Raw genomic sequence first — 25,564 nt, 5'->3', positions numbered from 1 at the left:
ACCTCTCTCGTTCCGTCGGGTCCGGACGGCGGTCAAGGTAGGCCCGCGAAGGTCACGGTCGCAAGGTATTCCGGCCACTGTTGGGACCGGCGGCCTATCGGACTCGACCGGATCTGGGGAAGGTCACAAACTTCCACGGCGACGGTTGGCGGATGGGCGCGGGTGCCGTTGACTCGGTCCGCGTGATTCGGCGGCGCGGCCGGCGCCGGCGGGTCGTCACATCTGGACGAAACGAGGGTTTCCATGGTCGGTTTCGGCTTCTTCGACGATTGGCATCCGCAGCCCGGCAGACTCATCGCCTGGGCACCCACTGCGCAATCGCGTGCGGCGGTCCTGGCCGCCCCGGAACACCCGGTCGGCCCGTCGTACCAGCAGCGCGAATATCTGCGCGCGGCATATCGCCAGCGCGACAGCGGATCTCGCGCATCCCGGCTGTGCATGATCGCCTTCGACTTTCCCGGCGTGCTGGACCGGGACGCCATGACCCGGACGATCACCGCGTTCGCCCGCCGCCACGACACGTTCTGGAGCTGGTTCTCCTGCGAATCCGGCGAGCGGATCGCGCGCCACGTCGCCGACCCGGCCGATATCGATTTCGAGCCGTGCGACTACGGCGAGATCACCGACAGCGACGCCGTCCGCGACCATGTGCAGCGCCACGCGCGTGATGTATTCGATTGGGACTGTTTCGGTTTCGGCGTCATCGACCGCGGCGACTCGTTCACCGTCTACGCGGCCGTGGACCACCTGCACACCGACGGTGTGGGGCAGGCGCTGTCGTGTGTGGATCTGCTGCTGCTCTACGGCAACGAACTGTCCGGCGGCCAGGTCCCCATCGAACCGGTCGACGGTCATCTCGCCTACTGCGAACGGGAACTGCGCTACAACGCCGAGCTCACCACCGACTCCGCGCCGGTACAGCGCTGGCTGGAGCTGCTGATCCGCCACGACGGCGCGGTGCCGTCGTTCCCGATGGACCTCGGCGTGGCGCCGGGTGCGAGCGGATTCACCCGGGGCGCGCAGATCACCGTGCCGCTGTTCGAGGAGGCGGAGGCGCTGCGGTTCGAGCAGGTGTGCCAGGATTTCGGCGGGAAGTTCCTCGGTGGTGTGTTCGCCGCGATCGCGCTGACCGAACACGAATTGACCGGCAGGGACAAATATTTCGTGTTCACACCGGTCAATACCCGCTCGACCCCGGGGGAGCAGGGTGCGATCGGCTGGTACACCAGCCTGGTGCCGGTCGCGGTGGCGGTACGGCCGGACGAGACGTTCACCTCCCTGGTGGGCCGCGCCCAGGCCCAGGCCGATGCGGCGAAGGAACTGGCGCAGGTGTGCGTGCACCGGGTGCTGGAACTGGCCGCCGGCGATCCGCGCATCCACACCCGGCTCGGGTTCTCGGCGCCGATGGTCTCCTACGTCGATGTGCGGCGGATGGCGGGCGCGGAGATGTTCGACCGCATCAACGGCGGGCTGTACGGCAACCGGGCCAGTTCCAGCGAGGTCTACCTGTGGATCAACCGCTTCCCCGACATCACCCAGCTGAGCATGGTGTTCCCGGATACTCCGCGTGCGCACGAGGCGGTGGCGCAATATCTGTCGACGCTGACGAAGCTGTGCCGCGACATCGCGCTGACCGGCACCGAACGGGTCGATGCCGCATTACTGTGACCGATCGCGCCCCGGGCCACAGCGAGACCGCCTCGGCCGGAATCGGTTTCACCGAGGCCGTCGCGCGTCGCGATATGCCTTCCGGCGCGGTGTGGGTCGGCGCGGTCGCGGTGCTCACGGCGGCGGTGCTCGTGGCCCGGTCCGCGCGGTACGACTGGTTCGGCGACGAGTTGTACTTCGTCGCCGCCGGATATCACCCGGCCGCCGGATACGTCGATCAGGGACCGCTGATTCCGCTGCTCGCACGCGCCGCGCACGCTGTCGCGCCCGACTCCCTGACCGTGCTGCGACTGCCGGCCATCCTGGCCGCAGTGGCGGCGATCGTCGTCACCGCGGCGCTGGCGCGGGAGTTCGGCGGCGGCCGTGCCGCGCGGAGCCTGGCCGCGGTCGGATATGCCTGCTGCCCCTATGTGGTCACCCAGACCGCCTCGCTGTCGACCTTCGCCCTCGACAGTACGGCCGTCGCTGTTCTCGCCTGGCTGTCGGCGCGCTGGGTGCGGACCCGCGCGAACCGGTTGCTGCTGATCGCGGGAGTGGTCGCGGCGATCGATCTGCAGGTGAAACTGCTGCTGCCCGTGGTCGCGGGCGCATTCGCCGTCGGCATCGCCTGCTGCGGGCCGCGGGAGATCGTGCGCCGGCCCGCGCTGTGGGCCGCCGCCGGTATCGCGGCCGTGTCGGCGGCGCCGGCACTGCTGTGGCAGGAACGCCACGGCTGGCCGCAGCTGGCCATGGGCGCGGTGATCCGCGACGAACAGCGGGCGGCGACAGGCGGGACAGCCGGCTTGCCGGTGCAGCTGGTGACGATGGCCGGAGTGCTGGGTGCGGTGCTGATCGTCTGTGCTGCTTGGGGATTCGCGGGTCGCAGGTTGCGCGATCACCGCTTCCTGGCCGTCGCCGTCTGTGTCATGGTGATGTTCGTGGCCGTCACCGGCGGGCGTCCCTACTACCTTGCCGGGCTGCTGCCGGTGCTGTTCGCGGCGGGTGCCTGCGTCCTGGTGGAGCGGTTGCCCGTGCGATGGTCGCGAATCACGGCCTGCACCGCCGCGGCGGTGTCGATCGCCATCGCCCTGGGGGTGGTGCTGCTGTTGCCATCGGGTGACCCGCCGCGGCCGGTGACCACGCGGGCCGAATTGTCCACGCGCATGCGGATTTCGGGCACCACCGGCTGGGACGCGCTCGTCGCCGGGGTGTCGCGCGCCGCCGAACGAGCCGGTCCGGATCACGCCCCTACCGCGATACTGACCCGGACCTATTGGCAGGCCGCGGCGCTGGCTCGTTTCGGGCCGCCGGAACTGCCGCCGGTCTACAGTCCCGATCGCGGTTTCGCGGAGTTCGGCCGCCCGCCGCCCGGCATCACCACGATCATCTACGTCGACACCGACACCGCCGAAACACGGTTGCGCCGAACGTTTTCCATCGTCGAACCTCTCGTCCGGCTCGACGATCCGCGTGGGTTCCCCGGTATCGACGCCCACGTGACCATCTGGCGGTGCACCGGGCCGCGCGACACCTGGGCGCGGCTGTGGCCGGAGCTGACGACCGACATTCTGGACCCGGGTATCTGAGGAGATAGCGATGACGTATGCCGCGGCCGCCGAATCGGCTTGTCCCGCACGCGATGTCGGCACGACCGACCTGACCCGGGCCAAAGGCGACCGGACCGTCTCGGTCGTGATCCCGGCCCTGAACGAACGCGACACCATCGCGGGCGTGATCGGTTCGATCCGGGATCTGGTCGGCGGACTCGTCGACGAACTGGTCGTCGTCGACTCCGGCTCGACCGACGACACCATCGCCCGCGCCCGCGCCGCCGGTGCGAGCGCGGTGTACACCCGCGAGCAGGCGCTGCCCGGGGTGCCGGTGCGCACAGGCAAGGGGGAGGTGCTGTGGCGGTCGCTGGCGGTGACGACCGGCGACATCGTCGTGTTCATCGATTCCGACCTGCACGATCCGGACCCGGGCTTCGTGCCCGCGCTGGTGGCGCCGTTGCTGCGGGATCCGGGCATTCAGCTGGTGAAAGGGTTCTACCGGCGCCCGCTCGGCGACGATCCGCACGGCGACACCGACGGTGGTGGGCGGGTGACCCAGCTGGTGGCCCGGCCGCTGCTGACCGCGCTCGCCCCCGAGGTGGCCGATGTGCGGCAGCCGCTCGGCGGTGAATACGCCGCCACCCGCGCCCTGCTCACCGAGATTCCGTTCGCGCCCGGCTACGGCGTCGAGATCGGCATCCTGCTCGACACCCTGCACCGCTACGGCCGCGCCGCGATCGGTGAGGTCGACCTGGGCGTCCGCATCCACCGCAATCGGCCGACCCATGAACTGGCCGTGATGAGCCGTCAGATCATCGCGACATTGCTCGCGCGCCTCGACATCGCCGATTCGGGGGTGGGGCTGACCCAGTTCCGGCCGGGCGCGACGGGGTGGCGGCGGGTGACGACTCCGGTGTCGGCGGCCGAACGTCCGCCGCTGGCGTCGCTGGTCACCACCAACCCAGCAGCGGGCTCAGCTGCCGGCCGAGTTCGGGGGCCAGCGAACGCGCGTAGCTCGCGGTGAAGTGGTGTTCGTCGTGATAGACGAGGATGTTGCCGACCTCCACCGGGCAGACGTCGCGTTCGCACACGGCGTCGGTGAGGTCGATCGGAAAGACGTTCGGGAAGGCGGCGGACGCGTCCAGGGCCGGGTTGACCGGTGAGAGCGCATCGGCGCGGTGCATGCCGCAACTGATCCGATCGCCGTGGCGGGCCAGGCAGTCGATCGCGCGGTAGCGCACACCGTCGCGGCGCAGCCACGGGGTGTCGCGGACCGCGATCACCCGGATGCCCTTGTCGGACAGGGCTTTCCACACATCCTGGTAGTCGGCCGGGGTTTCGTCGCCGCCCGCGTCGACCGGACGGGTGCCGGTGGTGAACACCCACTCGGGCCGCTCGTTGCCCAGCAGATCGATCACCTCGTGCGACCAGTCGCGGCAATCCGGATTCGGTTCGCCCTTGTACATCGCGTTCTGATCGAGGGTGAGCGGACAGCCCATCTTCAGATGCACCAGGATCTTGAAATTGTGCTGTGCCGCCAGCTGCTGCAGCGCCGGCATCCAGTGCTCGGCATGGGAGTTGCCGACCACCGCGAGCGTGTGCGGGGCATCGGCCGCCCCGTAGGTACAGGTGACGACCTCGCGGTGATCCCAGTCGGCGATACATCCGTCGACGGTCGGGCTGGGCAGTTCGGCCGGCGCCTCGTACAGCGTCGGCCGCATGCGCGCCTGCGGGACCGACGCGCCGCCGACCAGTGCCTCGGCGCCGGGATACTGCATCGGGTCGAGGGCGCCCACCGCGCGCGGCGGATGAGTCTGCACGACCGCACTCCAGGTGACCGCCGCGCAGGCGACCACCGCCGCGATCACCGACAGTGCGACCCCGGCGGTGCGGCGATACCGCGGCCCGAACATCGGTGCGTCGCTCTCCTGGCGGGGGCGCAGGCGCAGCGGCTGCTCGATGTAGCGATGGGTGAGGTAGGCCAGCCCCAGGGAGACGGCGATCACCGCCGCGCCGCCGCTCACCCCGGCGCGGGAGCCGCCGCGTTCGGCGAGCAGGAAGATCAGCAACGGCCAATGCCACAGATACAGCGAGTAGGCCAGATCGCCGAGCCGGACCAGCGGCGGCGAGGCCAGGAGCCGGGTGAGCCGCGGCTGGTGCTGGGGACCGACCCCGGCGCCGGCGAGGATCAACGCCACGGCCGCACCGACCGGCAGCAGCGCCGGCGGCCCCGGGAACTGATTCGCGCCGTCGGTGATCCAGCCACCCACCGCGACCACCAGCAGGCCCGCGGCCGCCAGCACCGCCCGCACGACCCGCGACACGCGCAGCGAGGCGGCGGCCAGTGCCAATCCGGCGCCGACCAGCAGTTCCCACGCCCGGGCCGCGCTGTCGTAGTAGTTCCAGCCCTGGTGGGTCGCCGAACCCTGCGCGGCGTAGAGGAACGAGGCGAGGGCGGCGACCACGATCACCGCCGCCAGCGCCGGCCGCATCGCGCGCTCGCGCCCGAACCGACGGCATACCCATACCGTGGCGGCCACCACGAGCAGGGCCACAAGGTAGTACTGCCCCTGCACCGACATCGACCACAGATGTTGCAGCGGGCTCACCGAGGGATCGGCGGCCAGATAGTCCGACCACGTCGTCGCCAGCCGCCAGTTCTGGTAGTAGAGCAGCGAGGCCAGGGTCTGGCCGGCCAGATCACCCCACTGCGTGTACGGCCGCATCGTGACGGTCGCCACGACGACGGCGCCGAGCACCACGACGAGAGCGGGCAGCAGCCGGCGGGCGGTACGCCGCAGGGTGAGGCCGATGCCGACCTCCCCGGATTCGGCCCGGCGCAGCAGCGATCCGGTGAAGAAATAGCCCGAGAGCACCAGGAAGATGTCCACCCCACCGGACACCCGGCCGAACCAGATGTGGAACACCACCACCAGCGCGATGGCCAGTCCGCGCAATCCGTCCAGGTCCCGGCGATAGCCCACCGCTCGCGCGCGATCGATGGCCGCCTCCGTCATCGTCGCGGGCATGACGTCGCGGCGGTGTAGACGGGATGAACGGAAGGGGTGCATGACACGACAATTCCCTATCACACCGTCCTTACCCGGGACCAACTCCGCGAGCGTGGCGTGCGGCAAGTCGACGGCCTCTTGTGACCACGGACAATGTCGAACAGGGCCGCGAGACGCGGGTCCGGCTGATGGACACCGCGACGGAGCTGATCGCCGAGCGCGGCTGGGGAGCGGTGACGACCAGGAGGAGACCGCCATGGCATTCGCCGAATTCGCCGCAGGGCTGGGTGCGCGGGCGCTGCACACCCGGGCGTTGGTCCGCGCACCCATCGGGCTGTACCGCGCGGGTCTCGGATTCGTCTTCGAGCAACGCCTGCTGATGATGGAACACATCGGCCGCACGAGCGGTGCGAAGCGGCATGTCGTGCTGGAGGTGGTCGACCACCCGGGCCCGCGCGAGTACGTCATCGTGTCCGGCTTCGGCACGCGCGCCCAGTGGTACCGCAACATCCAGGCCGAATCGACGGTCCGCCTGTGGGTCGGTACCCGCCGCGCGGTGCCGGCGACGGCCACGGCGATGACCGAGGCCGACTCCGCGACGGCGCTCGCGCACTACATTCGCGAGCACCCGAAGGCCTGGCGGAATCTGCGCGCCGTGATCGAACGAGCGACCGGCGCGCCGGTCGATACGCTGCCGATGGTCCGGTTGCGGCTGCGGTAGTCCCGACGCGCGGCGGCCGATACGGCGCCGACCCGCCGATATCCCGTAGCGTCGAGGCCGATGCGCAGTCGAGACGAAACGGGGCACCCGATGGACGACCGGATCGAGCAGCTGGCAACACAATTGGATCCGGCGGCCGAACTACGACTCATCTCCGGCGCCGGAATGTTCCGCATGGCCGGGGATTCCGCGATCGGCCTCGCCGAGATGCCGGTCTCCGACGGGCCCTCGGGCGTGCGCGGCGAGAACTGGGACGAACGCGATCCCTCGATCAGCCTGCCGTCCGGAACCGCGCTGGCCGCGACCTGGGATCGCGACCTGCTCACCGAGATCGGGGCACTGATCGCGGCGCAGGCCCGGCAGAAGAACGTCTACGCCGTCCTCGGACCCACCGTGAACCTGCACCGATCGCCGCTCGGCGGAAGGCATTTCGAATGCTTCTCCGAGGATCCGATGCTCACCGCGGAGATCGCGGCCGCGTATGTGCGTGCGGTGCAGGCACACGGCGTCGCCGCCTGCCCGAAACACTTCGTGGCCAACGATTCCGAGACCGACCGCTTCACCGTCGACGTCCGCGTCGCCGCGCGCGCACTGCACGAGCTGTACCTGTATCCGTTCGAACGCGCGGTGCAGGCCGGCGCGTGGATGGTGATGGCCGCCTACAACAGCGTCGACGGCACCACCATGACCGAATCACCCCTGCTGGACGAACCTCTCAAGGGCAGTTGGGGATTCGACGGTGTGGTCGTTTCGGACTGGACCGCCGTGCGCAGTACCGAAGGCGCCGCCCGCGGTACCGACCTGGCCATGCCGGGCCCGTCGCCGCTGTGGGGTTCGGCCCTCGCCGACGCGCTCGCGGCCGGCACCGTGCCGAAGTCCGCGATCGAGGACAAGGTCCGGCGCATCCTGCGGTTCGCCGATCGCGTCGGCGGGTTGGCCCCGCACGAACTCCGGCCGGTTCCGGACTTCACCGCCGAACAGGCCCACGATCTGGTACGCCGGGCCGCCGCGGCCGCGATGGTGCTGGTGCACAACGACGGTGTGCTGCCGCTGCCACCGCAGACCTCGGTGGCGCTGCTCGGGCCCGCCGCCGCGCAGCCGCGGTACATGGGCGGCGGCAGTGCGACCGTGATCCCCGACCACACCGTCACGCCGGTCGAGGGTCTGTCGGCGGTGCTGCCGGTCACCCACACTCCGGGTGTGCGCACCGGCGACGACCCGATTCCCGTGCCGCTGGAGCTGGTCACCGACCCGGCCACCGAGACGCCGGGACTGTGCCTGCGCTATCTCGACGGCGACCGTGTCCTCGACACCCAGCACCGCACGGCGGGCCGGCTGGTGCTGTTCGGTGATCCGCACGCGGCCGCCGCGTCGGCGATCGAACTGCGCGCGCGGCTGCGCGCCGATGTGGCGGGTGAGTGGCGGCTCGGTGTCGCGGCCCTCGGTCACTGCGTGGTGGAACTCGACGGTGCGACCGCGATCGACACCGAGATCGCGTTCGATGGCTCGGATCCCGTTGCCGCGCTGCTGGATCCGCCGCAGCGCTGCGTCGCGCGCGAGCTCGCCGCCGGTCAGGAGGTCGACGTCCGGATCACGGTCGGTTCGGGTGCGTCGGCGGCGGCGGGGCTGGGCATGATTCTCGGTGCCGGCCTGGTCGTGGCGCGGCCGGAGCGCGCGCCCGAGGAGGAATTCGCCGCGGCGGTCGAGGCCGCGCGCCGAGCCGAGGTGGCCGTGGTGGTCGTCGGCACCACCGAACAGCTGGAGAGCGAGGGCCGCGACCGGACCACGTTGGCGCTGCCCGGCCGCCAGAACGACCTGGTCGCCGCTGTCGCGGCCGTCAATCCGCGCACGGTGGTGGTCGTGAATTCCGGTGCGCCCGTGGAGATGCCGTGGCGCGAGGACGTGGCGGCGGTGCTGCTGTCCTGGTTCCCCGGTCAGGAATTCGGCGCCGCGCTGGCCGATGTGCTGACCGGTGCGGCCGAACCCGGCGGCCGGCTGCCGACCACCTGGCCGAAGGAACTCGCCGACGTGCCGGTCCGTGGCACCACCCCGGCCGCCGACGGCACCCTGACCTACGACGAGGGCGTGCACATCGGCTACCGCGCCTGGCTGCGTGCCGGTGTGCAGCCGGCGTATCCGTTCGGCCACGGGCTCGGCTACACCGTATGGGAACTGAGCGATCTCGCGGTGGACGGCCGCGAGGTCGAGGTCACCGTGGCCAATATCGGTGAGCGGACCGGTAAGCAGGTCGTGCAGGTCTATCTGTCCCGTGAGGATAGTGCGGTCGAGCGGCCGGTGCGCTGGCTGGCGGCCTTCGCCAGCGTGACCGCCGAACCGGGTGGGGTGCGCCGCGTGCGAATTCCGCTGCCGCAGCGGGCGTTCCAGCACTGGACGGATGCGGGCTGGGATACCGAACCCGGGGCCTTCACCGTGCACGTCGGCACCTCGGTGATCGCCCTGCCACTGACCGCGCCGATCGAGTAACCCGGGCTCCGCGAAATCGGGGCTAGCGTACTGGACGAGTGACCAGTAATCTCCGGTGCACACGGTTGGAGGAGGCGGTCGCAGCGTGGCGGCCGGAATCGAAGGAGCGATCAGTGACGTTTACCCGGCGATCGATGCTGGCCGGCACCGTGACCGCGGCCGTGGCAGTGGGTGTGGGGGCCACCGCTTCCGCGGGGGCGGCACCGATCCGGGTCACCGGCGACGAGGCGGGATATCTGGTCGGCGCGGGCATCGCCGATGTCACCGGCGCGGTCGCCGGGCAGGGCATGATGGGCTACTCCGAACTCGACCAGGTCGCGACCGGTCTGCTCATGCGCACCTGGGCGCGCGCCTACATCGTGGTCGACCGGGCCAGCGGTGAGCGGGTGGCCTTCGTCAACGCGGATATCGCCTGCCTGTTCCAGTCGGTGCATCTGGCCGTGATGCAGCGGCTGGCACAGCGGTTCGGTGCGCTGTACACCGAGCGCAACGTCAACCTCAACGCCACCCACAATCACAACTCCTGCGGCGGCACCGCGCGTGAATACGCGTATTCGCTTGCCGCATACGGCTTTCAGAACAACTCCCATCAGGCCGAAGTGGACGGTATCGTCGCGGCACTGGTCGCGGCGCACGAGAATCTGGCACCGGGCACACTGTCGCTGGGGCACGGCGAATTGCACGACGCCTCGGCCAACCGGTCCCGGGTGGCCTTCGACCTCAACCCGCCCGACGACAAGGCCGCCTTCCCGAACGCGATCGATCCGCAGGTGACGGTGCTGCGATTGCGGCAGGGCGGCAACGACATCGGCGCGATCACCTGGTTCGCGACACACGGAACCTCGCTCACCGACGCCAACACGCTGATCTCGGCCGACAACAAGGGCTATGCCAGCTATCGCTGGGAACACGACGAGATGGGGGTGCGCCCGGGCACCGGAAAGCCCGGTTTCGTGGCGGCGTTCGCGCAGACCAACGCCGGCGATATGACGCCGAACATCGGCCTCACGCCGTGGCATCCGTCCGGGCCCACCGAGGACAACCGGCTCAACTGCTCTCTCATCGGCGAGCGTCAATATCGCGCGGGCCGTGCGGCTTTCGACGCGGCGCGGCCGATGCGCAGCGGGGGAGTGGACGCGGCCCTGCGCTATCTGAACATGGCCGACATCGCCATCGACGGGTCCTACACGCCCGACGGCAAACCGGCGCGCACCGCGCCCGCCATGATGGGCGCCGCGGCCGCAGCGACCAGTTCGGAGGACAACTGGAAGACCCAGCTGTCGTTCCTGCAGGAAGGCAATGCGGATCCGGTCGTCGCGGCGCTCGGCGGACTGGACGGCCCCATCGAGCAGTGGATGCGGGATGTGCAGGCGCCCAAGCTGATCGTGGCGCCGCTGGGTGTGCTGCCGCCGCGCCCGTGGGTGCCGCTGACGGTGCCGATCCAGATTCTGCGGATCGGCGATCTGGTGCTGGCCTCGGGTCCGGCGGAATACACGGTGGTCTCGGGATTGCGCATCCGGCGGGTGGTGGCGCACGCACTGTCCGTGCCGCTGGAAAACGTGCTGCTGCAAGGGTATTCGAACGGCTACTGCGGCTATGTGACCACGCCGGAGGAATACGCCTCCCAGCAGTACGAGGGCGGGGAGACGCTGTACGGTCGCTGGACACTGCCCGCCTATGTGCAGGAATTCGATCGACTGGCCCGCGCGGTGGCCGCGCGCGTCGACCTGGGCCGCGGCCCGGCCCCGCTGGACTGGACGGCAGGCATACAGCCGAATCTCCTGCCGCCGGTACCGGCCGACGCGCCGATGACCGGGCGCACGTTCGGTGAGGTGATCACCGCGCCGAAACCCGGCTACGGACACGGCGATACGGTGACGGTCGAGTTCTGCGGCGCCCACCCCGCCAACGATTTCCACACCGGCGGAAGCTATTTCGAGGTGCAGCGCGCCGAGGGCGAGCAATGGCACGCGGTGTTCGACGACAACGACTGGTGCACCGAACTGCACTGGTCACGCCCGCCCGGCCAGCCCGAGGCCTCGCGCGTCGCCATCCACTGGACCGTGCCCGCCGATGCGGAAGCGGGGCGCTATCGCATCGAATACCGCGGTGACCGCCGCGACGGCGCCGCGACCGTCCCGTTCACCGGCACGACCGCAGAATTCGCCGTGGGCTGAGCGCCTGTTTCATTCCTCGGAAACCGTTGCCGGGGAGCGCGTTTCGGTGAGCGTGTCGAGATAGGCGGCCATCGCCAGGCCGGCCGATTCGATCGGGCCGGTCGAGCGCAGGGTGCGGCTGAGAATGAACGCGCCCTCCAGGGCGCCCAGGACCGCGATCACGAAGGTGTGGGCCGTGGGCGCGGACAGCCCGCGGGCCCGGAAGTACGCGCTGCCCTGGTCGATCCAGGACTGCATCACCTCGGCGGTCACCTCTCGCAACGCCGGTTCGCTGTCGGCGATCTCGCCCGCGACCGTGCCGACCGGGCACATGTTCATCCAACCGGACTGCTCGATCTGTTCCGCGGCGGCGGTGAACGCGGCCACCACCGCCACCCGCAGCTCCGGATACGGGTCCATCAGCAGCGGTAACAGCTGGATGTAGGCGGCGCCGCTGGTTCGCAGCGCGGCGGCCGCGATCTGCTGTTTGCCCTGCGGGAAATGGTGATACAGCGATCCGATCGGGGCCCGCGCGGCGGCGGTGATCTGTTTGACGCTGGTGGCGCCGTAGCCCTGACGGCGCATCAGTTCCGCCGTCGCGGTGACGATGCGCTCGGCGGTCGGGGTTGACACGGTCTCGGACATGCTCCCATACTAGAACACACGCTCTAGAGCGAATGTTCTAGCAGGTGGACGCGTCTTTCCGGACGTGGCCGCAGGTGTCCGATGTGGAGGTGGCAGCGCATGCCGGTCGTCGAGGTTCCCGCCGGGCGGATCCACTACGTCGAGGAGGGACAGGGTCCGCCGGTCGTGCTGCTGCACGGACTGCTCATCGACCACACGGTGTGGGATCGTGTGATGCCCTTGCTGCCCAGCGGTTTTCGCTATGTACGGCCGGTGCTGCCACTCGGCGCGCATCCGGAACCGATGCGGGCGGACGCCGACCTGAGTATGCGCGGCCAGAACGTGGTGCTCGCGGACTTCCTCGACGCGCTCGATCTTCGCGATGTCACCCTGGTGCATTCGGACTGGGGTGGCGGACTGTTCCTCACCGCCTACGGTCTGGACAAACGCGTCGCCCAGTTGATCGTGCTCCCGTGTGAGGCCTTCGACAACTTCCCGCCCGGCCTGCCCGGAAAGCTGGCCGTGCTCGCGCTGCGCGTCCCGGGTGCGCTACCGATCGTCCTGCGCCAGTTGCGGATCGGGCTGTTGCGCCGCTCGTCGCTGATCTACGGGCAGATGGCGCGCTATCCGGTACCCGACGAGTTGATGCGCGGCTGGACCGAACCCGCGCTGCGTAATCGGGACATCGGCCGCGACGTGCGCAAATACGGCCGGGTGCTGCCGCCGGCCGCGCAACTGATCGCCGATACCGAAGCCCTGCGGAACTTTCCCGGCCGCGCCCTGGTGCTGTGGTCCCCGGCGGCCGCGCCGATGCCGCGCGAACACGGGCGCCGCCTCGCCGAACTCCTGCCCGCGGGCGGGCTGGTGGAAATCGAGGACGCCTACGTCCTGTCGATGCTGGATCAACCCGAGGCCGTGGCCGCGGAAATGACGGCGTTCCTCACCGGCGCCTGATCCGGCGCCGGTGAGAAATCCGGTGTCACTTGCCGTTTCGGGCTTCGGCCAGACGTTCGCGGGCGGTGTCGGCGGCCTTCTCCGCACGCTCGCGCGCGGCCTCGGCCGCCTTCTCGGCGCGCTTGCGCGCCTGGCGCGCGAAGATCGACCCGCGCTGCTTGGCCACCTCGGCCCAATCGCCACCGTGTTCGCGGGCGGCCTCGGCCCATTCGGTGCCGCGGTGCTTCGCGAGCTCGGCCCAGTCGCCCCGATGATCACCCGCGGTGTCGGCGAGTTCGGCACTCTTGCGCTTGGCGAGCTCGGCCCACTCACCGCCGTGTTCGCGCGCCGCTTCGGCCAAATCCGCGCCGCGCCGCTTGGCCAGCTCGGCCCACTCACCGCGATGGTCGAGTGCGGCGCCGGCCCATTCGGCGCCGCGGTCGCGTGCCAACTCCGCCCATTCGGTGCCCTGCTCGCGAGCCGCCTCGGCGAGTTCACCGCCGCGAGACTGGGCCACCGAGGCCAGCTCGGCGCCACGCGATTGCGCCACCGAGGCCAGGTCGGCGCCCTTGTCCGCGGCGACCGAGGCCAGTTCCCGGCCGCGGACGGCCTGCTGCTGCAGGCGATCCCGCACCGTGTCGGCGGTGGTGGCGGTGAACGGGAGGGCGGCGGCTGCCTTGCGCGCGGCCCGGCGACCCCGCCAGCCCAGCGAGGGCTTGCCCTCGGTATCGGCGGCGGCGATGAGCAGGCCACCGAGCAGGCCGACGTCCTTGAGGAAGGCCGTGCGCTTGGCGGCGCGCTGCTGCGCATCCGATTCGTTCCAGAAGTCCTGCTCGGTCACGGTGGCCGGGACGACGGTCACCGCCAACGCCAGCGACGAGAGCCGGGGTGCGCGGTTCAGGGCGAGCAGGGTTCCGGCGCCGACTCGGACGATGGCATTGATCCGCACTATTTTCGCCGGATCGGAGGGCAGTTTGGCCGATACCGAATCCGGCAGACGCTGTTCCCCATGGGATACCAGGGTGGTGGCGGCCTGCGCCCGTGGCTCGGGATGCATCAGAGTGTCGACTCCGTCGACGACGAACACCGATGCCAGTAGCGGCCGGGCAAGGCGGCGAATCAACATAGTGAAAACCCTTTCCTCAACGGTCTCGTTCCGGCGGGTTCCCCCGATGCCGCGTCCCAATCACACTCGGGACGCCGACGGAGCTCAGGGCACGACAGTAACCGGCCAGCGGCCCGCTTTCACCAGACGCACCGCGACCGAGCCGATAATTCGATGCCCGGCCTTCTCGGACGCGCCGACCACGACGCCGTCGGCCTTCAATTCGTCGGCGGCCTCGGCCAGCACGGTGAACGGATCGCCGCGGCGGGTGATGAACTTCCAGCGGGTGCGGTAGACGTCCTTGACCTTCTCCGCGTGCTCGCGTACCTCCCGGGCCAGATCCTCGGCCATCTCCGCGGTCGCGCCCTGGACGTCGACGCCGTAGGCGCCGGCCATGGCCATCCAGGGCTGGACGTAAATCATTGCCAGCAGGGAGTTCTGGCGCCGGGCCAGTCCCGCGGCATAGGCGGTCGCGCGCCAGGAGGCATCGGATCCGTCGATGCCGACCATGATCACCCGGGGGCCGTCGGTGCCCAGTTCGAAACCCGACGACAGGCCGGGCGCCCACTCCGGTGTTGTCTCTTCGGCCACGACCCGAGCCTAGAGCAGGCGCAACAGATCGTGCAGCGCGCGCAACTGCTCGGGCGGCAGCGCGGTGAGGGCGGGCGGCGGCGGATCGGGAGTGGCCATCGCCCGGGCGAGCACCTCCCGCCCGGCATCGGTGATCGTCACCAGTTTGCGCCGCCGATCGTCGGCAGCGGTGTCGCGCGAGACCAGACCGCGGGCCTCGAGATCGTTGACCACCACGGTGGTGGCCGGCGCGTCCATGGTGGCCACCCGGGCGAGTTCCTTGAGTGGCAGCGGGCCGGGCGCCAGCCGACGCAGTACTCGAAACCTGCTGAACGGCATGCCCGTTCGATCGACCACCGCGCGCTTCCAGGTGTCGCGGGTGTCCTTGACCACGTCGGTCAGTACGCGCCAGACCTCGTCCGGGCTCGGGGCGAGCGGACCGTCAGACATGAACGGGCTCCTTGTGTTCGAGCAGGGGAGAGATCCGGTCGCGCGAGCGCAGCGCCCAGCCGGTGTTGGCGGCGATGCCCAGCACCACGACGCCCGCCGCCAGTGCCGCCACGACCCACCACAGTCCCGCCCCGGCCAGCAGGCCGCACAGGGCGACACCGACGCTGACGCCGATCTGGCGGCTGGTCGAGGCGACCGCCGAGGCCGCGCCCGCCCGATCCATCGGCATCCCGCTGACCGCCGCCGTGGTGATCGGCGGGTTCACCGTCCCGAAACCGGCGCCGAAGATCGCGAACATCACCACCAGTTGCCAGACCGGGGTATCGGGTCGCAGTGTGGTCAGTAGCGCGGCGGCTGCCGTCATCAGAATTCCGGCGGCGACCAGCGAGGGCCGGGTGCCGAAGCGGCCGACCAGCCGGCCCGACAGCGGCGAGCAGATCAGCATCGCCAGCGCCATCGGCAGGTAGAGAAGTCCCGTGTGCACAGCCGAATAATGCCGTACGCCTTGCAGATACAGCGAAGCGCTGAAGAGGAAGGCGCCCAGTCCGGCGAAGGCGCAGATCGCGGTGACGGTGGCCGCCGCGAACGGCACGCTGCGGAAGAATCGCAGATCGATGAACGGCGAGCGATGGCGCCGTTCGGCGTAGAGGAATCCCGCCAGCGCCACGGCCGTGATGCCGGAGATCTCCGGGCGATGTTCGATCAGCCCGAAGACCAGCGTGAACATCACCACGACCGCCAGCACCTGGCCGAGCGGATCGATACCGCGTGCCGTCCGCGATTTCGATTCCGGGACGTAGACCGTGGTCAGCACGAGCGCGACGGCGCAGATCGGCAGATTGATCCAGAACACCGACTGCCAGCCCAGCGCGTCGATCAGCACGCCGCCGACCATCGGGCCGATCGCGGTGGAGATACCGACGACCGCGCCCCAGACGCCGACCGCGCGAGCCCGTTCGACGCGGCCGGTGAAGACCGTGGTGATGATCGACATCGCGATGGGATTGAGCATCGAACCGCCGATGGCCTGGATGAAACGTGCCCCGATCAGCATGTCGATATCGGGCGCGAGGCTGCACAGCAACGAGCCGAGGGCGAAGATGCTCAGCCCGATCCGGAACATGCGTTTGCGTCCGAAGCGGTCGGCGGTCGCACCGGACAGCATCAGCAGGCTCGCCAGGGTGAGGGTGTAGACGTCGACGATCCACTGCAGCCGCGACAGCGGCGCGTTCATATCGCTGCGGATGGTCGGAATCGCGACATTGACGATGGTCGCGTCCATCGACGAGATCAGCAGGCTCAGACAGCAGGTGACCAGCACGATCGTCTTGTGGCGCGGCGTCAGCCCGGAAACAGTTGTAGGCACACAATGATTGTGCGCTCACAACTATTCGCTGACAAGGACTGTGAACTAGTTCACTGCACGGTTGCACCGGTCGCATACCGGCCCCGACCCGGTACGGTGCTGCGATATGACGACCGACCGGAAACCCGAGGAGCCGGGCGCGCCCGCCCTCGCGTCCGCGGGTGAAGAGGGCTACCAGCGCGGCCTCAACCCCCGAACCATCCAGATGATCGCCATCGGCGGGGCGATCGGCACGGGACTGTTCTACGGATCCGGTGGGGCCATCGAACAGGCCGGCCCGGCGCTGATCCTGTGCTACCTCGCCGCCGGCCTGGCGATCTTCGTGATCATGCGCGCGCTGGGGGAGTTGCTCACCTACCGGCCGGTGTCGGGCAGCTTCGGTGAATACGCGCACGAATTCCTCGGTCGCTTCGCCGGCTTCGTCACCGGCTGGACCTACTGGGCGGTGTGGGTGGCGACCTGCATGGCCGAGATCACCGTCGCCGGCAAATACATCAAGTACTGGTTCGCCGTACCGGAATGGGTGACCGCGCTGGTCGTGCTCGGCGTGCTGTTCGCCGCGAATTTGATCTCGGTGAAGCTGTTCGGCGAGGGAGAATTCTGGTTCTCCACCATCAAGGTGACCGCCATCGTCGCGATGATCGTCATCGGTATCGGCGTGCTGATCTTCGGTTTCGGCCACGCGCCCGATCCGACGGTGACCAATTTGTGGGCCGACGGCGGTGTCTTCCCGAACGGATTCGGCCAGGCGCTGCTGGCGTTGCAGATCGTGCTCTTCGCCTATGTGGGCGTCGAACTCGTCGGCGTGACCGCGGGCGAGGCCGCCGATCCGCGCCGCACCCTGCGCCGGGCGATCAACTCGCTGCCGCTGCGGATCGGGCTGTTCTACGTGGGCGCGCTGATCGTGATCATGTCGGTGTCGAGCTGGCGGGTCTTCCACTCCGGGCGCAGCCCGTTCGTGGAGGTGTTCGAGCAGATCGGCATTCCGGGGGCGGCGGGGATCATCAACTTCGTGCTGCTGACCGCGGCGCTGTCGTCGTGCAACTCCGGTATCTACTCCACCGGGCGCATGGTGCGCAGCCTCTCGCTGCGCGGCGAGGCCCCGGCCGCGCTCGGTGGTCTGAGCAACCGCCGGGTGCCGTTCGCGGGCATCGTGCTCTCGGCGGCGATGATGGTGATCGGTGTGATCGTCAACCTCGTCTCACCGGACAAGGCGTTCAACTACATCACCTCGGTGTCGACCATCGGCATCATCTTCGTCTGGGGCATGATCCTGGTCTGCCACCTGATCTATCGTGTCCGTGTGCGGCGCGGCGAGCTGCCGGCCAGCGACTACCGCCTGCCCGGGGCGCCCGTCAGCTCGGTGCTGGCGCTGGCGTTCCTCGGATTGGTCGTGGTGTTGCTGTTCTGGACCGACAGCGGCCGCACCGCGCTCGTGGTCGGCCTGGTGTGGGCGGTCCTGGTGTGCGCCGGATACCCGGTGGTGAACCGGCTGGCGCGCCGCCGGGCCTCCGCGGCGAGCTGACCTACTTTCCGTCCGGATGGCCGACCGCGGCCAACGCGGTGGTCCAGTCGCCGGCGATGGCGTTCTGCGCGTCCGTCAGGCCGACCGCGCCGGAGCAGATCAGCGAGTGCAGTTTGTTCTCCACCGAATCCTTGGGGTTGTTCGGCCCGGACCCGGCCTTGTGGTCGGGCGAGGGCGGTTCGACCCAGAGGTTGCGCGGATCGTTCGGGTCGCCGCCGAGTTCCAGTGAGATCAGGTGGTCGTATTCGGCATCGTGCAGATTGCCGGTGTAGCCGTAGGATTCGGCGTTGGCCTTCTTCTCCCGGTCGGTGATATTCGCCGGCGGGCGGATGGACTGGGTGTATCCGCCCACGCAGATCGTCGACTTCACGGTGTCGGGCGTGACCTTGGGATTGGTCGCGCCCGGGGTGCAGTGCGGATCCGGAAGTGGCTGTCCGTCAGCGGATTTGCCGACATGGCAGGTGCCCGGCGGCGGTTGCGCGGCGACGGTGTAGGTACCGGAGGGACCGGGACCGACCGCGGGTGTGCCCTGATGGGCGATGGAAACCGGATGTGCCGCCTGGCTCACCGGCGACGAATTCTGGTGGGAGCACCCACATATCAGCAGCGGCGCCGCGAGTGTCGCAGCGGCCAGGAGGGTTACGCGTGTATCCATGATGTCCTCGGGCCGACCTTCATCAGGCTCTCATTGTGCCCGTTCGTAGATGGCCAGCGCGATATCCTCTGCGGCCCGGCGACATTGCTCGTCGGTCAGCTCGACGTCACCCATCATCCCGATACTCCACGAGATGGCCAGCAGAGCTTGGCGGGCATGGAAGACCGCCAGGGGATCGTGGCCGGGTGCGGTCATCGCGTCGGCGACCGCGCGGAACTGGTAGCGCAGCACCGATCCCACGCCGAGCCGGCGGAACGCGGGCTGGTTCTCGTACATGAACCGCGTCATCTCCCGCCCGGTGTCGTGCAGCACGGCGCCGTAGCGGCGCAGGATCTCGCGGCCGGTCTCCGGTCCGGGCGGTTGACCCTCGGCCCAGGCCAGCAGGTCGTCGATGCCCGTGCGCAGATCGTCGGCGAGGCTGACGACGATGTCTTCCTTGGATCGGAAGTGGTAGTAGACCGCGGCTTTGGTGATGGCGAGCCGATCGGCGATCTCCCGGATCGAGGTGTGTTCGTAGCCGTGCGCGGAGAACAGCTCCATCGCGACCGACCGGATGCGGTCCCGGGTGTCGGTCCGCCTGCCGGCCACGGGCCCTCCCTTCTCGACCGAGGGACGGCACCGGATCCGCCGGTGGTCCGCGTTCACCCTACTGGGACGGTGCGCGGAGGCGGGACCGGACCGTGCCGTTTCCGGGTGAATCGTCCGGAATGTCGGGAACTACTGCGTCAGAATCGAATTCATCAGAGTTCCGGCGCTGGTCGCGACCAGGCCACCGACGAGGGCGCCGGCCACCATTTTCGGCGACTGCAGCGGGCCGCCGTTCCACTTCTCCCAGGCGAACCGGCCGCCCGCGAAGATGATCGCGCTGGTCCCGGACAGCAGCATTAACCAGGTGAAGTAACGCACCAGTTTCAGGAGTTTGTCCGCCGCCGGAGGTGTCTCGGGCGTCGGATTGCCGACCTGGGCCACTATGACGTCGTGCACCGCGAGAAGGATCATGATGCCCTCGTTCCACAAGATGGTGTGGTGCGGGTACCACCATCGTAGGGCGCGTATTCGTCCTGATGGCAAGCGAATGCGAGCCGGGATGCGGAATCGCGGTGTCGGAGACCGGTTTCGAGGCGTTCAGCCGTCTTGACGGGGTCCCCGCCGAGCGTGGAACGAACTACTCGTCGTCGAGTCCGGCGGACAGATACGCCGCGGCGGCGATCCACTGCCGGCACGACAGGTGCCGATCGTGTGCGTAGAGAATCGCGCGAGCGCGGGGATAGGTGAGTTCTCGGGGTTCGGTGGCGCAGTCACCGACCTGATCGGCACCGGGCGCGCGGTGCTCGGATAGGCCGTGATCGCATGTACCGGAATGCTGGAGCAGTTGGTTCATGGGATGCCCTCGACCGTTGGCGAAAGATTGCGGAAGCGAACGTTTCGGCACGGCCTCCCGCTGCTTCCGGCCTGCCTGCTCCGGCGTGGTCCGGCCATGTCGTGCGGTCGAGTTTACGGCGCTGCAAGGAGCAAATGCAAGTACATCTGCACACTCGCCGGTGATCGGAAGTGTTGTGCCGCAACGGGTGATCACGGTTTGCGCGCCACCGCGCCGTAACCCGACACCGGCACGGTCGGTACCGGTTCGCCGACCGGTCGGCGCCATCGAGTCAGTGGGACGAAGCCGGGTTCGAGCAACTCCAGCTCCGCGAAGATGGAGCGCAGCTCGCAATGGTCGCGCGGGAAATACGGTACGGCCGTGACATTTTCGTACGTCGCGCACATCCGGACGAAATCGGCGCTGTCGGTGGTCCCGTCCCAGTAGGCGAGGTAGCTGCCCCGGCAGACCCGCGCCATCGAATCCGCGACGACTCCACGCAGTTCGCCGATGCGCTCGCAGTGGCCCAGCACGCCCATGAACATGACCGCGACCGGCTCGTCGAGATCGAAAATGTCTGCGACACGGTCGAACAGGAGATCCGGTTCGCGTAGATCCGCGTCCAGATATACGGCCCGTGGGTCGGTCAGCAGGGTCCGGCCGTGGGTCAGCACCAGGGGGTCGTTGTCCACATAGACGACCCGCGCCGCCGGATTGCGCCCGCACGCGACCTCATGGGTGTTGTCCGTGGCGAGCAGTCCGGCGCCGATGTCGAGAAATTGCCTGACCCCGAGGTCGCCGGCCAGATGGCCGACGGCGCGCCGGAGAAAGCGGCGGCTCTCGGCCGCCAGGGCGGTGATACCGGGATCGAGTTCCGTTGCCGCGCTGCCTACCCGGCGGTCGACCTCGTAATTCTGCCGTCCCCCCATCCAGTAGTTCCAGATTCGCGCGGTATGCGGAATATCGGTCCGAATCTCACGCTGCCGGCTCGGCTGCTGCTGTCTTGGCGGCACCGATTCCCTCCTGCTCCCGGTTCCGACGTTCGAGTCCCGTCCGGCGGTTGCCGATGACGGGTGGGCGAGACGGTAACCGAAACGTTCGCATCCGGTGGGCCGATCCGCGCGGAATGTGCCATCCGCCCCGGTCCGGGCCCGAAACCGACCGGTCGGACACCGCTTTCGGGCGCCCTCGGGGCGATTCGAAAGATGACGAGTCAATGGAAAAGGCCTTGTCGCCCTTGGTTTTTTGCGATTTTCCGCAGGGCTCGATCCGGGCCAACCCCCGTGCTATCGTTCAAAGCGTCGGTTTCAAATGCAAGTACATTTGCTCGAACATATGCAAGAGCTGAAGATAGGCATCAGCTCGTTCAATCCGGATCGCCGAGTGTGGGCCTCTGCTGCCGAGCTCGGCCACCACGAACCCTGGAGACAGTCATGACCGATTCCACTGCCACCACAGCCGGCCGCCTGTCCGAAGCCGCGTGGCGCAAGAGCACGTTCAGCAATCCGAGCGGGAACTGTGTCGAATTGGCCGATTTGTCCAATGGCCTGGTTGCCGTGCGCAACTCGCGTGACCCCGAGGGTGCGGTGCTCGTCTACACCCGCCCCGAGATCGATGCGTTCCTGCGTGGCGCCAAGAGTGGAGAGTTCGACGATCTGGCCTGATCGGCGGTAGCATGGCATTCGGCGCGGTGTCGGTACGCGACGAGGCAGAGATTCCTGATGTTCGACCAGCTGCTCTCGATGGTTGTACCCTCATTGCCGGTGATCGTCGAGCATCGGAGTAGACCTCATGATGGCAGAGCCCGTCCGGATCGGCCGTGTGGATTCGCTTGTCGCCGAACGCGGTCCGACAGCGCTTCGGATCGCGGTCGGCGGACAGCTCCGCAAACTGCGGGAGGGCGCTGGCATCACGCGTGAGGCGGCCGGCGAGCACATCCGTGGTTCACACGCGAAGATCAGCCGACTCGAATTGGGCCGCACCGGTTTCAAGGAACGCGACGTTCGCGATCTGCTGACGCTCTACGGCGTCGAGAACGCCGAAGAGCGTGAGATGTTCCTGGATCTGGTGAGTCGCGCGAACCAGCCGGGGTGGTGGCACAGCTACAACGATCTGCTGCCCCAATGGTTCGAGACCTATCTGGGTCTGGAACACGCGTCGAAGTCGATTCGTACCTTCGAAGGTCAGCTCGTTCCCGGTCTGCTGCAGACCGAGGAGTACACCCGCTCGGTGGTGGCGCTCGGGCATGAGAACGCCGAGGCCGCTCGCCGAGTGGAACTGCGCAAGAAGCGCCAGGAAATCCTGGACCGCCCCGGAGCGCCGACGCTGTGGGCCGTCCTCGACGAAGCGGTGCTGCACCGGCCGATCGGCGGTGAGCAGGTGCTGCGCGCACAGCTCGACCATCTGGTCGCGGTCTCGATGAAACCGAACGTGACCATCCAGGTGCTGCCGTACGCGGCCGGCGGTCACGCGGCGGCGGGCAGCTCGTTCACCATGCTGCGCTTCGCCGAACCCGAACTGCCCGACATCGTGTATCTCGAACAGCTGACCAGCGCACTGTATCTGGATCGTCAGCAGGATCTGGAGCTCTACCGCCAGGTCATGGATCGGCTCAGTGTGCAGGCCGAACCGCCGGAGCGGTCGCGGGAGATGATGAAGAAGGCCGCGGCCGACCTGCCCGACCTGGCCTAGGCGCTCGCCCGGGTGGTTCGGGTCCCTGAAGACCGCAGTAGCCGTAAGACAGCAGTAGCCGCCGACCCGAAGGCCGGCGGCTACTACTTCCGTCCCGATCTATTGTTTGATGAAGCTGGATGCGATGCGCCAGAAAGCTTCCGGTTGCATCGCGTCGAAATCCCAATCGTTCACCAACGCGTGCGCGGTGGTGACGATGCGATCGATATCGAAATCATCGCGTGTGGCCGCGCCGGTGGACTCGACCGCACTGATGACGAAAGATGTTGCGGTTTCCCGCGAATAGATGTGATGCCCGGTCCGGTTCCTGTCCATCACTCCGAGCCGACCGAGACCCATTGGCTGGTTCATACGAACGCCCCTGACGCCAGGCCGCATGATTTCCTTCGGCGAAAATTGGCTTCCGGTTCACCCTGCGGCTCACGGGTAGTCCCCTGCATTGCCTTGCAGCCCGAGTCTAGGGTGGCCGCGAGATCATATGCAAGCACATCTGCAACATCGAATCCCCGGTCAGAGCGTGGTTTTCGGCTGCTGACGGGTTGCTGTGAACCGCTGCCGGAGGCCTCCCTTCGGACGGGAATCCGGGGCCGATTCCGATAGCGGGGGAGATATACCGACCGGCACGGCGGCCCGGGCGGGCGGGTGGCTTGCTGCACTGTTTCCACACGGACCGGACGGCTGGTTCTCTCGCCGAAAAAATGTGGTATTGCCGCCGGAAATCGACATGCCGATCATGATCGAACACGCTGCCGAGCGTGTCGAACGTGTCCCGCGCTGCGGCCCCGGCGTGGAACCGGTTCTCGTTGCCGTGCTATATCTGCCTGGACCAGCAAGATCAGTCGCCGACGGCGAACGCGCGCTGTCGCCGACGGCGGCCGGTGCGGTACTCGCGGGCGGTGACCCGAGGAGACAGGCACGCGCAGTGGACAGCTCGCACGGATATTTCGCGGTGGACGGCCGGGGCTTCACCCCGAACCGGATGGCGGCCAGTCAGTGGTCGGCCGATCAGGTGGTCGGACCGGCGCTGTGCGGGCTGCTGGCGCGCGCGCTCGACAACGAGCACGCCACCGACGGGTTCGTGCCGGTGCGGCTCACCGTGGACCTGTTCAAACCGGCGCGCATGCACGAGCTGTCGGTCTCGACGACCCGGGTGCGCAACGGCAAGCGCATCCGGCTCGCCGACGCGGTCGTCACCCAGGACGGCGAACCCGCGGCACGCGCCTCGGTGGTCTTCCTGCAACCGTCCGAGCAACCGCCGGGCGAAATCTGGACCCGGGACCGGCAGCCGGTGCCGCCGTCGCTCGAGGTGGCGCCGCCCTCCGATCTGCCGACCGCACCGCTGTGGCACAGCGACGATTCCGCACACTGGTCGCGGGTGCCCTCGGAACACGAGAACGGCAGTCGCAAACGCAGCTGGCAGCATCCGGTGAACGTGGTCGACGGGGAGCGGCCCTCGCCGTTCGTGGTGGCCGCGATGGCCGCCGAGCAGACCAGTATGGTGACCAACTGGTCCAGTGCGGGAGTGGGTTTCATCAACACCGATCTGACGCTTGCTCTGGTGCGGATGCCCGAGGGGGCCGACATCGGGCTCGAGGCCGATAATCACTTGAGCCGCAACGGAATCGCCGCCGGCACCGCCACCCTGTTCGATCGCCACGGCGCCTTCGGCAGCGCGATGATCACCGCGGTCTCCAACGCCGCCCGCCAGATCACCGCGAGTCACCTCGACGGTGTGATCGCCGCGGCCAACGGCGCGCGCCGCTAGTCCGGCGACCCGCGCCGCTCACCGATACGGTGGGCGGCCCACCGGCGGGCGGCGTCGCGCAGGCCGTGAGTCCACACATTGGGGCTGCGGTTGGCCGTGGCGGTCCACTCCGCGGCCAGTGCGGTGGAGAAGATGCGCAGGTCGCGCTCGGATGCGGCATGCCAGGCCGGGACCTGGGCCGCCCACGACTCGGCGGCGCCCGGATCGTGGCCGGCGAAGATGAGCCACACGATCCAGCATCCGGGGTCGATCCACGCCGCGCCCCGGGTCGCCCACGGCCAGTCCACCAGCCGGGCCTCGTCGTGATCGACGATGACGTTGCTGTAGTTCCAGTCGGTGTGCAGCAGGGCGTCACCGGCGAACACCGCGATGTCGGCGTCGTCGTCGAGATAGGCGCCCCAGCGCACCTCGGCATCCTTGAGCTCCACCTCGGCGGGCGGGTGCAGCCGGCTCAGCGCGGACATCGCGGCCGCGGTGGCGGCGAGGTCGGCGTCGACGCGATAGTCCGCGAAATGCCCCGCGATGAACTCGAATCCGAGCAGATCCCATCCGCCGGCCGCGATCTGCCACCGTAACCGCGGGCCCACCGGGGTCACGTGACGGGCCAGGGCGGCCTCGCGGTGCTGGGTCCACACCTCCGGATCTCGTTGCGGCACACCCTTGATGAAGGTCCGGCCATCGGCCGTCTCGATCACCGTCGCGAGTTGACTGCTGAAGCCGGCGATCACCGAATCGGCCCGCGCGACCCGGCCCGTCACCGCTTCGACCGCTGCCCGGGTCGCCGAGGGCAGTTGTTCCCAGTTGCGCCGGCGCGAGGAGGTCTGCGCCCGATCGACTGTCACCCTCGAAGAATTACCCCCGATGCCCTGCTCTGGCAAGGGAACTCGATCATTCCACAGCCGCTTCCGGCAGCGTTCTTTCAGCTGTGTTTTCAGGTGCGGTTTTCACGCC

Annotated in this window: 24 protein-coding genes; 11 read left to right on the top strand and 13 right to left on the bottom strand. The window is 68.7% G+C overall.

Annotated elements, in window-relative coordinates; all coding sequences use genetic code 11:
* Nucleotides 1–243: 243 nt before the first annotated feature.
* From AC5592_RS24590 to AC5592_RS24580, 3 genes are read left to right on the top strand one after another with little or no spacing between them, the layout of a single operon-like run.
* Nucleotides 244–1,668, top strand: coding sequence for a condensation domain-containing protein (locus tag AC5592_RS24590; protein ID WP_063065537.1), 1,425 nt, complete (start codon nucleotides 244–246; stop codon nucleotides 1,666–1,668).
* The gene (locus AC5592_RS24585) at nucleotides 1,665–3,233 is read left to right on the top strand and encodes a glycosyltransferase family 39 protein (RefSeq protein WP_063065536.1); all 1,569 of its coding nucleotides are present in this window, start codon (nucleotides 1,665–1,667) and stop codon (nucleotides 3,231–3,233) included. Before AC5592_RS24590 ends, AC5592_RS24585 begins: the two co-directional genes overlap by 4 nt.
* Nucleotides 3,234–3,243: 10 nt before the next feature.
* On the top strand, nucleotides 3,244–4,221 hold the full coding sequence (locus AC5592_RS24580) for a glucosyl-3-phosphoglycerate synthase (RefSeq protein WP_051025379.1): 978 nt from the start codon (nucleotides 3,244–3,246) through the stop codon (nucleotides 4,219–4,221).
* Here AC5592_RS24580 and AC5592_RS24575 read toward each other — a convergent pair.
* On the bottom strand, nucleotides 4,148–6,214 hold the full coding sequence (locus AC5592_RS24575) for an acyltransferase family protein (protein ID WP_232329529.1): 2,067 nt from the start codon (nucleotides 6,212–6,214) through the stop codon (nucleotides 4,148–4,150). The two genes, AC5592_RS24580 and AC5592_RS24575, sit on opposite strands and share 74 nt — an antisense overlap.
* A gap of 250 nt (nucleotides 6,215–6,464) precedes the next feature.
* On the opposite strand from AC5592_RS24575, the gene AC5592_RS24570 reads away from it, so the two are divergent.
* The 3 genes from AC5592_RS24570 (at nucleotide 6,465) to AC5592_RS24560 (ending at nucleotide 11,590) form a co-directional block, all read left to right on the top strand.
* Nucleotides 6,465–6,929, top strand: a complete 465-nt coding sequence (locus AC5592_RS24570) for a nitroreductase family deazaflavin-dependent oxidoreductase (RefSeq protein ID WP_063065534.1) — start codon at nucleotides 6,465–6,467, stop codon at nucleotides 6,927–6,929.
* 60 nt (nucleotides 6,930–6,989) lie between these two features.
* Complete coding sequence (locus AC5592_RS24565) at nucleotides 6,990–9,413, top strand: beta-glucosidase family protein (protein WP_232329528.1); 2,424 nt, start codon at nucleotides 6,990–6,992, stop codon at nucleotides 9,411–9,413.
* 113 nt (nucleotides 9,414–9,526) lie between these two features.
* Nucleotides 9,527–11,590, top strand: a complete 2,064-nt coding sequence (locus tag AC5592_RS24560) for a neutral/alkaline ceramidase (protein ID WP_167332027.1) — start codon at nucleotides 9,527–9,529, stop codon at nucleotides 11,588–11,590.
* A 9-nt stretch (nucleotides 11,591–11,599) separates the two neighbouring features.
* On the opposite strand, the gene AC5592_RS24555 is transcribed toward AC5592_RS24560, so the two are convergent.
* The gene (locus tag AC5592_RS24555; protein WP_063065532.1) at nucleotides 11,600–12,214 is read right to left on the bottom strand and encodes a TetR/AcrR family transcriptional regulator; all 615 of its coding nucleotides are present in this window, start codon (nucleotides 12,212–12,214) and stop codon (nucleotides 11,600–11,602) included.
* A gap of 99 nt (nucleotides 12,215–12,313) precedes the next feature.
* On the opposite strand from AC5592_RS24555, the gene AC5592_RS24550 reads away from it, so the two are divergent.
* Complete coding sequence (locus AC5592_RS24550; RefSeq protein WP_063065531.1) at nucleotides 12,314–13,147, top strand: alpha/beta fold hydrolase; 834 nt, start codon at nucleotides 12,314–12,316, stop codon at nucleotides 13,145–13,147.
* Between the two features lie 25 nt (nucleotides 13,148–13,172).
* Here the strand turns inward: AC5592_RS24550 and AC5592_RS24545 are convergent, their stop codons facing one another.
* The 4 genes from AC5592_RS24545 to AC5592_RS24530 form a co-directional block, all read right to left on the bottom strand.
* The gene (locus AC5592_RS24545; RefSeq protein WP_063065530.1) at nucleotides 13,173–14,252 is read right to left on the bottom strand and encodes a DoxX family protein; all 1,080 of its coding nucleotides are present in this window, start codon (nucleotides 14,250–14,252) and stop codon (nucleotides 13,173–13,175) included.
* Nucleotides 14,253–14,336: 84 nt separating this feature from the next.
* Entirely contained in the window at nucleotides 14,337–14,822 is a 486-nt protein-coding gene (locus AC5592_RS24540) for a universal stress protein (RefSeq protein ID WP_232329527.1), read from the bottom strand.
* 9 nt (nucleotides 14,823–14,831) lie between these two features.
* On the bottom strand, nucleotides 14,832–15,251 hold the full coding sequence (locus AC5592_RS24535) for a MarR family winged helix-turn-helix transcriptional regulator (protein ID WP_036508520.1): 420 nt from the start codon (nucleotides 15,249–15,251) through the stop codon (nucleotides 14,832–14,834).
* Nucleotides 15,244–16,617: an MFS transporter gene (locus AC5592_RS24530; RefSeq protein ID WP_063065529.1), complete on the bottom strand. Its 1,374-nt coding sequence runs from the start codon at nucleotides 16,615–16,617 to the stop codon at nucleotides 15,244–15,246. The genes AC5592_RS24535 and AC5592_RS24530 overlap by 8 nt, the downstream gene beginning before the upstream one ends.
* 106 nt (nucleotides 16,618–16,723) lie before the next feature.
* On the opposite strand from AC5592_RS24530, the gene AC5592_RS24525 reads away from it, so the two are divergent.
* Nucleotides 16,724–18,142, top strand: a complete 1,419-nt coding sequence (locus tag AC5592_RS24525; RefSeq protein ID WP_036508525.1) for an amino acid permease — start codon at nucleotides 16,724–16,726, stop codon at nucleotides 18,140–18,142.
* Nucleotide 18,143: 1 nt separating this feature from the next.
* Here the strand turns inward: AC5592_RS24525 and AC5592_RS24520 are convergent, their stop codons facing one another.
* The 5 genes from AC5592_RS24520 to AC5592_RS24500 form a co-directional block, all read right to left on the bottom strand.
* A complete protein-coding gene (locus AC5592_RS24520) occupies nucleotides 18,144–18,797 on the bottom strand; it encodes a hypothetical protein (RefSeq protein ID WP_063065528.1) in 654 nt (217 codons plus the stop codon).
* A 30-nt stretch (nucleotides 18,798–18,827) separates the two neighbouring features.
* Entirely contained in the window at nucleotides 18,828–19,385 is a 558-nt protein-coding gene (locus AC5592_RS24515) for a TetR/AcrR family transcriptional regulator (protein WP_084507094.1), read from the bottom strand.
* 129 nt (nucleotides 19,386–19,514) lie between these two features.
* Nucleotides 19,515–19,796 carry a hypothetical protein gene (locus tag AC5592_RS24510; protein ID WP_063065620.1) on the bottom strand — a complete coding sequence of 94 codons (282 nt, stop codon included), beginning with the start codon at nucleotides 19,794–19,796 and terminating at the stop codon, nucleotides 19,515–19,517.
* Between the two features lie 166 nt (nucleotides 19,797–19,962).
* Nucleotides 19,963–20,178 carry a hypothetical protein gene (locus tag AC5592_RS24505; protein WP_036508533.1) on the bottom strand — a complete coding sequence of 72 codons (216 nt, stop codon included), beginning with the start codon at nucleotides 20,176–20,178 and terminating at the stop codon, nucleotides 19,963–19,965.
* Nucleotides 20,179–20,369: 191 nt separating this feature from the next.
* Nucleotides 20,370–21,170 carry an SAM-dependent methyltransferase gene (locus AC5592_RS24500; RefSeq protein WP_036508535.1) on the bottom strand — a complete coding sequence of 267 codons (801 nt, stop codon included), beginning with the start codon at nucleotides 21,168–21,170 and terminating at the stop codon, nucleotides 20,370–20,372.
* 420 nt (nucleotides 21,171–21,590) lie between these two features.
* Between AC5592_RS24500 and AC5592_RS24495 the strand changes: the two genes are divergently transcribed.
* Nucleotides 21,591–21,821 (top strand): DUF397 domain-containing protein, encoded by a 231-nt coding sequence (locus AC5592_RS24495; RefSeq protein WP_030515774.1) that lies wholly within the window; start codon nucleotides 21,591–21,593, stop codon nucleotides 21,819–21,821.
* A gap of 127 nt (nucleotides 21,822–21,948) precedes the next feature.
* The gene (locus AC5592_RS24490) at nucleotides 21,949–22,848 is read left to right on the top strand and encodes a Sco1979 family transcriptional regulator (protein WP_036508538.1); all 900 of its coding nucleotides are present in this window, start codon (nucleotides 21,949–21,951) and stop codon (nucleotides 22,846–22,848) included.
* A 99-nt stretch (nucleotides 22,849–22,947) separates the two neighbouring features.
* On the opposite strand, the gene AC5592_RS24485 is transcribed toward AC5592_RS24490, so the two are convergent.
* Nucleotides 22,948–23,226: a hypothetical protein gene (locus AC5592_RS24485; RefSeq protein WP_232329526.1), complete on the bottom strand. Its 279-nt coding sequence runs from the start codon at nucleotides 23,224–23,226 to the stop codon at nucleotides 22,948–22,950.
* Nucleotides 23,227–23,770: 544 nt separating this feature from the next.
* Between AC5592_RS24485 and AC5592_RS24480 the strand changes: the two genes are divergently transcribed.
* Nucleotides 23,771–24,613: an acyl-CoA thioesterase domain-containing protein gene (locus tag AC5592_RS24480; protein ID WP_063920381.1), complete on the top strand. Its 843-nt coding sequence runs from the start codon at nucleotides 23,771–23,773 to the stop codon at nucleotides 24,611–24,613.
* Here the strand turns inward: AC5592_RS24480 and AC5592_RS24475 are convergent.
* Nucleotides 24,610–25,455: a hypothetical protein gene (locus AC5592_RS24475; protein WP_063065527.1), complete on the bottom strand. Its 846-nt coding sequence runs from the start codon at nucleotides 25,453–25,455 to the stop codon at nucleotides 24,610–24,612. The two genes, AC5592_RS24480 and AC5592_RS24475, sit on opposite strands and share 4 nt — an antisense overlap.
* Nucleotides 25,456–25,564: the final 109 nt, after the last annotated feature.

It is taken from the genome of Nocardia violaceofusca NBRC 14427 (assembly GCF_963869435.1).
Classification (GTDB): domain Bacteria; phylum Actinomycetota; class Actinomycetes; order Mycobacteriales; family Mycobacteriaceae; genus Nocardia; species Nocardia aobensis.
Note: the sequence above shows the minus strand (reverse complement) of the source record. Positions and strands in the feature narration are given on the sequence as shown.

Bases quoted from the DNA above. Each gene is read 5' to 3' on its own strand.
- AC5592_RS24590 (WP_063065537.1), top strand. From the start codon at position 244: ATGGTCGGTTTCGGCTTCTTCGACGATTGGCATCCGCAGCCCGGCAGA.
- AC5592_RS24580 (WP_051025379.1), top strand. From the start codon at position 3,244: ATGACGTATGCCGCGGCCGCCGAATCGGCTTGTCCCGCACGCGATGTC.
- AC5592_RS24575 (WP_232329529.1), bottom strand. From the start codon at position 6,214: ATGACGGAGGCGGCCATCGATCGCGCGCGAGCGGTGGGCTATCGCCGG.
- AC5592_RS24570 (WP_063065534.1), top strand. From the start codon at position 6,465: ATGGCATTCGCCGAATTCGCCGCAGGGCTGGGTGCGCGGGCGCTGCAC.
- AC5592_RS24565 (WP_232329528.1), top strand. From the start codon at position 6,990: ATGCGCAGTCGAGACGAAACGGGGCACCCGATGGACGACCGGATCGAG.
- AC5592_RS24555 (WP_063065532.1), bottom strand. From the start codon at position 12,214: ATGTCCGAGACCGTGTCAACCCCGACCGCCGAGCGCATCGTCACCGCG.
- AC5592_RS24550 (WP_063065531.1), top strand. From the start codon at position 12,314: ATGCCGGTCGTCGAGGTTCCCGCCGGGCGGATCCACTACGTCGAGGAG.
- AC5592_RS24545 (WP_063065530.1), bottom strand. From the start codon at position 14,252: ATGTTGATTCGCCGCCTTGCCCGGCCGCTACTGGCATCGGTGTTCGTC.
- AC5592_RS24535 (WP_036508520.1), bottom strand. From the start codon at position 15,251: ATGTCTGACGGTCCGCTCGCCCCGAGCCCGGACGAGGTCTGGCGCGTA.
- AC5592_RS24525 (WP_036508525.1), top strand. From the start codon at position 16,724: ATGACGACCGACCGGAAACCCGAGGAGCCGGGCGCGCCCGCCCTCGCG.
- AC5592_RS24520 (WP_063065528.1), bottom strand. From the start codon at position 18,797: ATGGATACACGCGTAACCCTCCTGGCCGCTGCGACACTCGCGGCGCCG.
- AC5592_RS24510 (WP_063065620.1), bottom strand. From the start codon at position 19,796: ATGATCCTTCTCGCGGTGCACGACGTCATAGTGGCCCAGGTCGGCAAT.
- AC5592_RS24505 (WP_036508533.1), bottom strand. From the start codon at position 20,178: ATGAACCAACTGCTCCAGCATTCCGGTACATGCGATCACGGCCTATCC.
- AC5592_RS24495 (WP_030515774.1), top strand. From the start codon at position 21,591: ATGACCGATTCCACTGCCACCACAGCCGGCCGCCTGTCCGAAGCCGCG.
- AC5592_RS24490 (WP_036508538.1), top strand. From the start codon at position 21,949: ATGATGGCAGAGCCCGTCCGGATCGGCCGTGTGGATTCGCTTGTCGCC.
- AC5592_RS24485 (WP_232329526.1), bottom strand. From the start codon at position 23,226: ATGCGGCCTGGCGTCAGGGGCGTTCGTATGAACCAGCCAATGGGTCTC.